General features: G+C 44.3%; 4 protein-coding genes. 1 reads left to right on the top strand and 3 read right to left on the bottom strand.

Annotation, left to right across the window (positions count from 1 at the left end):
• Nucleotides 1–531 precede the first annotated feature (531 nt).
• Nucleotides 532–1,542 carry a flap endonuclease-1 gene (locus J7J01_06730; GenBank protein ID MCD6210566.1) on the top strand — a complete coding sequence of 337 codons (1,011 nt, stop codon included), beginning with the start codon at nt 532–534 and terminating at the stop codon, nt 1,540–1,542.
• A gap of 44 nt (nt 1,543–1,586) precedes the next feature.
• Here the strand turns inward: J7J01_06730 and J7J01_06725 are convergent, their stop codons facing one another.
• The 3 genes from J7J01_06725 to J7J01_06715 form a co-directional block, all read right to left on the bottom strand.
• Complete coding sequence (locus tag J7J01_06725) at nt 1,587–1,961, bottom strand: hypothetical protein (GenBank protein MCD6210565.1); 375 nt, start codon at nt 1,959–1,961, stop codon at nt 1,587–1,589.
• Between the two features lie 169 nt (nt 1,962–2,130).
• Nucleotides 2,131–2,862, bottom strand: coding sequence for an ABC transporter ATP-binding protein (locus J7J01_06720; protein ID MCD6210564.1), 732 nt, complete (start codon nt 2,860–2,862; stop codon nt 2,131–2,133).
• Nucleotides 2,863–2,869: 7 nt separating this feature from the next.
• The gene (locus J7J01_06715) at nt 2,870–3,601 is read right to left on the bottom strand and encodes an ABC transporter ATP-binding protein (protein ID MCD6210563.1); all 732 of its coding nucleotides are present in this window, start codon (nt 3,599–3,601) and stop codon (nt 2,870–2,872) included.
• Between the last annotated feature and the right edge of the window lie 157 nt (nt 3,602–3,758).

Raw genomic sequence — 3,758 nt, 5'->3', positions numbered from 1 at the left:
ATCGTATGGAGCACGCACCTCTGAAGGAAATCAACCCAACCATCTTCGGTGTGAAAATCGTTCGTAAAAACTACTTATGCTCAGTTTCACCCCCGCTTTCTCTTCATATTTCCGCTTCAGTCCCCGGACCCGGATAGTGCTCAGAAAACGCAAACCAAATTCAAGCGTTAAGATTCATATATCGTATCACTGTGTAAAATAGTCACTTTTATAGCTTAGAAAGTATCAATGGCACAAAGTTGGAATCACCATCTCTTATCCGAACACCTAAGTATAACTTTCTAATTTGTCGAATTTGGATTTAAACTTTTCGGTCGTGTTGAGTAAAATCCAAAAGGTTACACATCAGATGTTGAAACATCGTGGGTTGAATTACAGAGGAGGAATAGCTGCTGAAAAGTCTTACTATACTTAGCCTTAGTGCATGCATCACAAAGCGAGCAGTGAGCCCGGCAACGACGGTATGTATCGTATCCACGCATCCATATTTTATTTACCTTATTTGAATTATATCTTATTATTTTAATTGAGATGGGAACCAACATAGGAGATATATTAGAGCTGAGAGAGACCAGTTTGGATGCACTCGCCGGTAAGACTATCGCGGTTGACGCTTATAACATGCTGTATCAGTTCCTCTGTATCATTCGCCAGCCAGATGGGACGCCACTCAGGGATTCAGCGGGCAGGGTAACCTCACATCTCTCGGGCTTGATATATCGCACAACGAATTTAATGGAGAAGGGGCTAAAGCTGGTATTCGTATTCGATGGCAAGCCTTCGGAGTTAAAATCAGAGGTTATAAGAGCCAGATCAATGCGGCGTGCAGAGGCGAGGAAGAGATGGGCAGCAGCAAAAATACCGGAAGAAGCACTGAAATTCGCAAAGGCATCCACAAGAATCGAGCCAGGAATCGTAGAAGAAGCGAAGACGCTCCTGGAATATCTTGGCATACCACATGTGCAGGCGCCCTCAGAAGGAGAAGCTCAGGCTGCGTTTATGGTTCGGAAAGGAGATGCGGACATTGTAGCCTCTCAGGATTTTGATTCTCTACTCTTCGGTGCGCCTGTGATGGTGAGGAACCTGAGTGCACCGAAAAGAGGGGTAAAACTCGAACTGGCTGTTTTGAAGGATATCGAGCATAGATTGGGGATAACACATGAAGAACTTGTGGAGATCGCTATTCTCGTGGGCACGGACTTCAACCCCGGGATAAAGGGTATAGGTGCCAAGAGAGCACTGAAACTCATCAAAGAGCATCATAGCATTGATGAATTGATAGCAGAATCGGTAATAGAGATAGAGAATGCACCTGGTATAGCAAACTATGAACTCGTTCGTAATATCTTCCTCCATCCTGAGGTCAATACTGAATATGAACTGAGATGGAAGGAGCCAGATGAGGAAAAAGTAAAGGAGTTCCTCTGCGAGCTACATGACTTCTCAGAGGAGCGAGTGAATAAAGCGCTCGAACGAATTCAGCGCTCAAAAGACATAACAGAAGTATTAGTATCACAGCAAACGATAGAACAGTGGTTGTGAAATAATGAATAATGTAATGAAATGAGGGTAAAAGGAAGAGCTGTCTAAAACTCCTCCTCCAGACCTTCAAGTTCATCACCAAATTCCTCTTCCACTTCTTTCTCCAGACCAGTGCCCGCACCAGCACCAGCATCAGCGCTAAAAGCATCCTCTACTAACCCTCTTATGGAATTCAGCATTGCAAATGCTTTGTCCTTATCATAAGGGAAGTTAAAGCGCTTTTTTCCAAAATCACTTTCTACTATTTTTCCACCTTGCATACTTCGTACCCAGTGCTGCTCTATGGATATAAACTTGCCATATTGCCCCTCTTTTACGAAACCTCTCCATACCAATCTCGGGCTACCATCCTCCTTTTTCAGAATCACTCTATACCCGACATCTTTTATTATCCTTATACCCGGTCTTATCTCACTCATGTTTTTTCACCTATGACCTTATTTATATTCTCTGTCAGTAAGTATATAAATTAGGTGGTCACACTTAATAAGCACTTAATAAGTATAGCGTTTTGGCTATGAACAGCGAAGTTCTGGATAATGGATTAAAGTCCCTGATGATACTTCAGGCGTGAGCCTATAATGCCGATCATTGGATGCCTGATAGCGATTGCGATTCGGGAGTATCCCCAAGGTACAGCTTTTTAACCTCTTCATTCTGAAGTAAACTGCCCGCTTCGCCTTCAAACCTCTTCCTACCCATCTCCAGGACATAACCACGGTGACTCACAGATAACGCCATCTTCGCATTTTGTTCCACTATCATCAGTGTGGTACCCAATTCATTGATAGCTGCAATCTTCTTGAACAATATATCCCTGAGCCTTGGCGAGAGCCCACATGATGGCTCATCGAGTAATAAAAGTGCTGGCATGAGCATCAAAGCCCTCCCCACTGCTACCATCTTCTGCTCACCACCACTCATGGTGCCTACTTTCTGCCGCCGCTTATTCTTAAGTTCCGGGAATATGTTAAATACTTCCTCAAATCCCGCACTGAGCCTATCCCGCTGTATAAAAGCGCCCATCTCCAGGTTCTCCTGTACAGTTAGCGAAGGGAACACATTCCTCTCCTGGGGCACATAACCTATTCCCGCCCTTACAATCTTGTCCGCTCTCAATCGAGATATATCCATGCCGTTGAACAATATCCGACCACTTCTCAACTTCACAAGACCAAAAATGGTCTTCATCAATGTGGATTTGCCCGAACCATTTGGACCGATTATAGTGACTATCTCTTCTTTTCCCACTTCCATTGTTACACCATGGATGATATCCACGTCCGTATAGCCTGAAACAACCTCTATAAGCCTTAACATTGTTCTTTCATCCCAAATACGCATCCAGAACACGCTTATCTCTATGCACTTCCGCCGGCACGCCGGAAGCAATGACCTTGCCCTTGCTTATCACATATATATAATCACACAATCGCATGATGATATGCATATCATGTTCGATGACAAGGAATGTCATGTCGTGATGGTCTCGTAGTTCCTTTATATAATTCAGGAGCTTGTTGGCGAGTGTGGGATTCACGCCGGAGAAAGGTTCATCGAGGAGTAGCATATCCGGCTCTGCCATTAACGCTCTTGCCATCTCTAAGAGCCTCTTCTGACCACCTGATAGTGCACCCGCGTATGCATCCTTCAGCGATTTAAGACCGAAGAATTCAAGGATAGAGCGCGCTTTATCGCGATTCGTCTCCTCCTGACGCTTAACTTCCTCAGGATGTAGCCACACGTTCCATATCCGTTCCCCATGCTGCTGTTTTGGTGCAAGCAGCATATTCTCTTCCACCGTCATCCTTGTCAACGCCTTCGTGAGCTGGAAAGTACGGATCAAACCCATTCTCGCTATCTCGAAATTGGTCTTACCCCCTATCTCCTCTCCTTTGAATATGACCGTGCCGCTGTCTGGCTGCTCAAAACCACTAATTATATCAAACAGAGTGCTCTTACCCGCGCCGTTGGGTCCCATGATGCCCACAATTGACTTCCTTTCCACCTCTAAAGTACATCTATCTACCGCCTTTATGCCACCAAAGCTTTTCTGCACCTCTTGTACCGATAGCATAGCATAACACTAATATGCTATAATTCTATGTATAGTTATAAATAACGTTATAAATATTTTTTAACCCCCACCACCAACCATTCACAAAAGATCATCATATCACTCTCCAATCTATCAAAAGAGAAGCTATAACGATGCT

This window comes from Methanophagales archaeon (genome assembly GCA_021159465.1).
In the GTDB taxonomy this organism is placed as follows: Archaea; Halobacteriota; Syntropharchaeia; order Alkanophagales; family Methanospirareceae; genus G60ANME1.
Note: the sequence above shows the minus strand (reverse complement) of the source record. Positions and strands in the feature narration are given on the sequence as shown.

Coding starts and splice junctions, on each gene's coding strand:
- J7J01_06725 (MCD6210565.1), bottom strand. CDS start 1,961: ATGAGTGAGATAAGACCGGGTATAAGGATAATAAAAGATGTCGGGTAT.
- J7J01_06730 (MCD6210566.1), top strand. CDS start 532: ATGGGAACCAACATAGGAGATATATTAGAGCTGAGAGAGACCAGTTTG.
- J7J01_06720 (MCD6210564.1), bottom strand. CDS start 2,862: ATGTTAAGGCTTATAGAGGTTGTTTCAGGCTATACGGACGTGGATATC.